Source organism: Prevotella conceptionensis 9403948 (genome assembly GCF_000312305.1).
GTDB lineage: Bacteria > Bacteroidota > Bacteroidia > Bacteroidales > Bacteroidaceae > Prevotella > Prevotella conceptionensis.
In genome coordinates this window covers 225,633-231,335 of the sequence record NZ_HE999443.1, presented here as the reverse complement: position 1 = coordinate 231,335, position 5,703 = coordinate 225,633, and the positions used below count along the sequence as shown (strand labels likewise).

At 48.6% G+C, this 5,703-nt stretch carries 6 protein-coding genes and 1 pseudogene; 1 reads left to right on the top strand and 6 read right to left on the bottom strand.

What is annotated here, in order from left to right:
* The 6 genes and pseudogenes from BN93_RS18925 to BN93_RS00770 all read right to left on the bottom strand — a co-directional run.
* Positions 1-444 (bottom strand): cation:proton antiporter domain-containing protein (locus BN93_RS18925; RefSeq protein WP_262498726.1); only part of this gene is annotated, 444 nt, incomplete at its 3' end.
* A 59-nt stretch (positions 445-503) separates the two neighbouring features.
* Positions 504-1,403, bottom strand: a complete 900-nt coding sequence (locus BN93_RS18920; RefSeq protein WP_262498725.1) for a cation:proton antiporter — start codon at positions 1,401-1,403, stop codon at positions 504-506.
* Positions 1,404-3,017: 1,614 nt separating this feature from the next.
* Positions 3,018-3,457, bottom strand: a pseudogene (locus tag BN93_RS00780) (DoxX family protein).
* A 330-nt stretch (positions 3,458-3,787) separates the two neighbouring features.
* On the bottom strand, positions 3,788-4,030 hold the full coding sequence (locus BN93_RS18280) for a DKNYY domain-containing protein (RefSeq protein ID WP_232211056.1): 243 nt from the start codon (positions 4,028-4,030) through the stop codon (positions 3,788-3,790).
* 23 nt (positions 4,031-4,053) lie between these two features.
* Positions 4,054-4,515 (bottom strand): DKNYY domain-containing protein, encoded by a 462-nt coding sequence (locus BN93_RS18275; protein WP_232211055.1) that lies wholly within the window; start codon positions 4,513-4,515, stop codon positions 4,054-4,056.
* Positions 4,516-4,527: 12 nt separating this feature from the next.
* Positions 4,528-5,025: a GNAT family N-acetyltransferase gene (locus BN93_RS00770; RefSeq protein ID WP_019186446.1), complete on the bottom strand. Its 498-nt coding sequence runs from the start codon at positions 5,023-5,025 to the stop codon at positions 4,528-4,530.
* 280 nt (positions 5,026-5,305) lie between these two features.
* On the opposite strand from BN93_RS00770, the gene msrA reads away from it, so the two are divergent.
* A partial coding sequence (gene msrA, locus BN93_RS18270) for a peptide-methionine (S)-S-oxide reductase MsrA (protein WP_232211054.1) occupies positions 5,306-5,703 on the top strand: 398 nt, incomplete at its 3' end.

Below are 5,703 nucleotides of genomic sequence, written 5' to 3'. Positions count from 1 at the left end.
CTCGTTCCAATGCGTAACCAGGTTGTTCAGCATGGCCGAACGGGTAACATCCACGCATTTGTTGTTGTGCCGAAGGTAGTCCAGACTGGCCTGTGCCATACCAATTCGTATCATTCTTTCCGTCTCTTCGGGCGGCAGATGGTCGTCGTAGTTGGGAAATTTCACCCATTTAAGCAGCACTGGGAGCGTTAAACCCTGAAAAACAAGTGTGAGCGTAATCACCACAAAGGTGATATACAGCATCATGCTGCGTTCGGGAAAGGGCGTCTGTGTGCCTGGAATGTAGAGCGGAATGGCCAAAGCAGCCGCCAACGACACCACGCCGCGCATGCCCGTCCACCCTAAAACCAAGGGGCCGGCCATTCCTTGCGAACGCGAATCGGCCACAGTGATGAACTTACTCATAAAGCGAGTGATGAACACGGCACTAAACGCGGCACACATACGTATAACAACCAGCGCGCCCGTAATCAGCAGTCCGTAGGCCGTTGCAGTCCAAAGGCTTACGCCATCGGCTTTAAGCCGACCATTATCTCGGGCAAGTCTAGTCCGATAAAAAGGAAAGCCAACCCGTTGAGCAAGAAAATGAGGAAGTTCCACACGTTCTCGGCCCGCAGTCTAGACGACGAACCGATGATGAGTATTCGGCGATAACTGAAATACAAACCGCCGCTAACCACGGCCAACACGCCCGAAGCCTCAACCGTTTCGGCACAGATGTACATCAAGTAAGGGCTGATGATGGTGAACATGGTGTCGATATTCTCGTCCATTGGCAACCATTTGTGCAGCTTGATAAGCACATACGACAGCAATACGCCTACGCCGGCCCCGCCAATAACCATCCAAACGAAGGATGCGGCGGCCTGATGCCACACAAATTGGCCCGTACCAATAGCGATAAGGGCAAACTTTACGATGATAAGCGAACTGGCATCGTTGAACAAACTTTCGCCTTCGAGCACGGCCGACACGCGCCGCGGCACTTTAACAAACTTCATAATGGCCGCAGCCGACACAGCATCGGGCGGCGAAACGATGCCGCCAATCAAGAAACCTAGGGCAACAGAGAACCCTGGAATGAACGTGTTGGCAATATACCCTACAACCAAAGCCGTAATAAACACAACGATAAAAGCGAACGAACCGATGATGCGCCGCCAGTGCCACAGCTCTTTCCACGAGTTGGCCGCTGCGGCCTCGTAGAGTATCGGAGGAAGAAACACGAGGAATATCACATCGGGATGGATGCGCAAACGGGGCATGCCGGGGACGAAACTCAGGGCTATGCCGCCCAAAACAAGCATCACAGGATAGGCCACCTTGATGCGATGGCTAACCATCACCAGCAAACAGATGGCTACAATCAGCAGAATAGATACGATAAGTTGGTGTTCAATCATATTGAATTGACGAGTTTACAAGTTGACGAGTTGACGTCGTCTTGAATTTTAATATTTGAAGTTGTCCCTACTTTTAATCTTTCTATAAATTGAGGGGAGTTTATTATCATTGTGCCGTAAAAGCAAGATAAACGCTCCCGCCCGTGTACGAAGTACTGAACAAAGATACGATAAAATCTGAAATTCCGCCCCCTTTGTCTGTGTCAAAACGCGGTTATACACCCAAAAAAGTAAGTTGGCAGAAGCCCTTATCAATTCTTTATTTACAAGTTGAAAGCATTTTCCCTGTGGCACATCATGAGGAAAAAGTAAAGATGCCTTCCTTATGTTTCTTATGTTCTTATGTCAAAAAACGGACGTATTTAGGTCAAAACACGAAAAGGCGAACGATTTAACCAGTTGATGAGTTGACCAGTTGACTAACTGACGAGTTAACCAGTTGACGAGCTGACCAGTTAACGAGTTGACAAGTTAACCAGTTGACGAGTCAGCCATTGTAAACTTTTCAGCAGGAATTTTAACATTATGACTGCCCTTTTCGTCCACCAACCACCCACCTTGCCGCAAAAAATCGATTCTCGCGGAGGTTTGTTTCGGTGCAAAAAAGGGGTAGTTGTACATGCAGGCAAAATGAATTTTTATTTAAACCGACCGCCACTAACACCCGTTTTTGGGTGATTTGCAGCAAAATGAAGTGCGTTTTGCCGCTAAATGCAGTGCAATATGGTGCAAAACGCAGTGCGTTTTGGTGCTAAATGCAGTGCGTTTTGGTGCAAAACGCAAGGTAAAATAGTGCTAAATGCAGGGCAATTTGCTGCAAAATGCGAATCGAAAAGTATAAAAATACATAGCAAATGGTATAAATACAGCCTTTTAGAGGCATGAAACACATGGCAAAAAGAGCAAAATAGGCACTAAAAAGTGGGGTTTTAGGGGTTAAAAGCAAGTTATTGGGCCTTAAAAAATACGAGGTGGCAACCAAAATAGAAAGGCAAAATGGTGCAAAACGCAGGTAATTTTCTTCAAAATAGACAAAACGAAAGACGTGGGAGACTAGAAATAGTGGCTATTTCCTTACTTTTTAGCCTATTTTTCGCTAGAATGGTGCGAAAATCAGAGTCGTGTTGTAAAATAAAAAGTAGAAATTTAAGTTTTTGTGTTGATGAGTTGGCGCGTGCATGTGCTGATACGTTTGCAAGTTGGCTTGTCCATCTGTTGACAAATCCATGATTTCATTGGCTTACAAGTTGATGCGTTCAGTAACTTACAAGCCAACGAACCAGCAACCAGTTGCGTTAGTTTGTGTCCACACTTCTTTAAAGTTATAAGCCTGTCTACCTACTCACGGGCTTATAAACCGCTAACGCAAAAAGGATTGTTTAAGTCCCGCGCGTGCCAACAAGTTGTTGGCAACATACCCGCATGGGGCATCTTGAAGTGCAGGCACAAGCACCTTTCATCGGTGCTTGTGCGGTGCTGGTTTCGGCTTAAAGGCTGCAACAAGCCGAACCGCCTGTGGTAACATCGTTCCTGATTTGTTTTGTATCGACGACAACACATGTTGGTTGCAGGTTAGTAAGCCCACAGACCCCATGAGCAAATAAGCGTATTGCCTCAATTCGCGGCTTGCCCTCCCAGTTTTTTGGCAAGCCATCCGTCTACGGAGAAACGACCTGGACCTGCAAAAAACAGCAGAACGAACACCACAAGGTAAACAAAAGCCAGTTCGCCCTCGGCCATTGAGCCACCATGAGCCATGAAAAAGGCTACACACATGGTGAATATCATGGGCAACAATACTAGCCTACTGAGCACACCTACTACCAAAGCCAACGAGCAAACCAACTCGCCGAAGATGGCCAACAGCAACGATAGGCCGCTGCCAAGCCCCAGAGGGTCGGGGAAACCGCCAGACATCTGTTCGAAACCTCTAACTTCTGCAATCCATGTGATGCCAGCAATAGGGCAAAAACCACACGAGCCACTAATAAAAACGCGGCTGTGCTACAACGCTGTTGCCTATCGGGCAACAAAAATCTTAATACTTTTCTCATTTTTCTTTATTGTTATCCTGAGTGATTAGTTGACAAGTGAACAAGTTGACTGGTTGACAAGTGAACAAGTTGACTGGTTAACCAGTTGACGAGTGGACAAGCCAACCCATTGACGAGTGAACAAGTAGACAAGTTAACCAGTTGACCAGTTGACGAGTTAACCTGTGGACGAGTTAACGAGTTCACAATTTAACAAGCCGGCAACAGCGTTACACTTGCCAATTTGAAACAATCGGCAAGCCCACCGCCATGCCAGCAAAGTATGTTACGCCACTCCCACCGTGGAGAGCGGCCGAGGGCGATGGCCCTTTACCCCGTTGGGCAAGGCCGCTACCACACCACCTTCTGCCCCAAGAAATACTTATTCTCGTCGTCGCGCGCCACGCCTTTACCCATACATTCAAAGGTACGGACATTGCAATCGGGTATTTCGCGCCCACGATAGTAAGCGTTAAACGCATCTTTGGCATAGCCATCAATCAGCACGCGGAACGTTCCGCTCGAGGCATCCTTCACCTCTGCGCCCTCAAAATAAATGTTGAAAGCATCCTTGGCATAGCCAAAGCTAAGCACCTGAAAGCTACTGGCCGAGGCATCTATCTTCTTTCCGAGGTATACACGTCAAAATTGGTTTTCGAATAACCGAAACCCAAGCTGTTTCCAGGCAACAACTCTTCGGGGAAACGCCCCCAATCGGCCCCATCGCGTGGGTCGATGCCGCCTCCCCGTCCATCGGGAATCACCACTGGGGGCTGTTCTTCGGCATCGCCCACCACACGAAACGTGCGCGGATTAGCACCTTGCAACACTTCGCCACGATAGTAAACCGCCCTGCGGTCGCGCGCATAGCCGTGCCCCAGATACTCAAACGTGCGCGCATCGGCACCAGGTATCACACGCCCTTCAAAATAAACGGCGTTCCGGTCTACGCCGTAGCCATAACTCTTGCGCCTTTCGCCAAACTGGTGCTGCGCCCAAACGGGCTGTGCCGCCATTGCCAATGCCATCAGCATCAGCAACATCGCAATCTTATTGATGTTAAAAAAAACTCTCTTCATATAGCTTTATCGTTATGTTTCTGTTCGTAGCCATTGAAACGCCAGGCGTTCGCTACCATTGTCGGTATGTATCACCCCGCAATATGCAAAGCCGTGTTTCCTAATGTTGTGCAACATGGGGGCGTTGTCTTTGTGCGTGTCGATACGCAGGTTTGCTGCCCGCGCCTTGCAAAAGGCCATCACCTCGGCAAACACGCCACGTTGGGTTTCGTCGGCCGCCATACGATGTATCACGCAATAAGGCCTTTCGTTGTGGAGCCATTGCCCTTGCCAGATGTGTGCGTATGTGCGGTCGGGACCTTCTGCCAACACAAAAGTAGCCACCACTCGCCCTGCATCCTCGCCCACATAACATTGCCCACGGCGCAAGTCTTCTTCAACCGTGGCACGCTGCGGATAGCCTTCCACCCACTGCTGGGTGTTGCCTGTGGCCGCCATACGCTGCCTACCGATGTCCAGCAGGCGCATCACAGCATCGAGGTCGGCCTTTGTTGCCAATCGTATTTGCATGTTGTTTGCAAGTAAATGAAATTTTAAAACGCGGGCGACACCGCCCTACTAAAAGTCTGCCGAACAACATCAGCTTAGTGCAAAAGTAATGTTTTATCTTTAAATAATGTTCAAAATGCCATTTTTCTTTGGTTATTTACGTAAAAATGTATAGTTTTGTGGTAACTCAAAACAAATAAAGATGAACAGACTGACATTTAAACTAACCATGACCGCGTTGTGTACGGTCCTGGCATGCTGCACTGGCAATAGTAAAAACCAAGAAAAGAAAGGACAAACAATGAACACAAAAGCAGAAATATACCTGGCCGGCGGATGCTTCTGGGGTACAGAACACTTTCTGAAACAAATCGACGGCGTAACCGACACGCAAACGGGATATGCCAACGGACATGGCAAGAACCCCTCGTACCAAGAGGTTTGCACAGACAAAACGGGCTTTGCCGAGGCTGTACGCGTGGCATACAACCCCGAACGCCTGCCGCTTTCGCTGCTGCTGCAACTCTATTTCAAGTCGATTAACCCCACTTCGCTTAACCGACAAGGCAACGACGTGGGCACACAATACCGCACGGGCATCTATTACACCAACCCTGACGACCTGCCCATCATCCAAGCAGAAATGGCGAAGGTGGCCAAACGCTATGATCGGCCGCTGCAAGTGGAGGTATTCGCCCC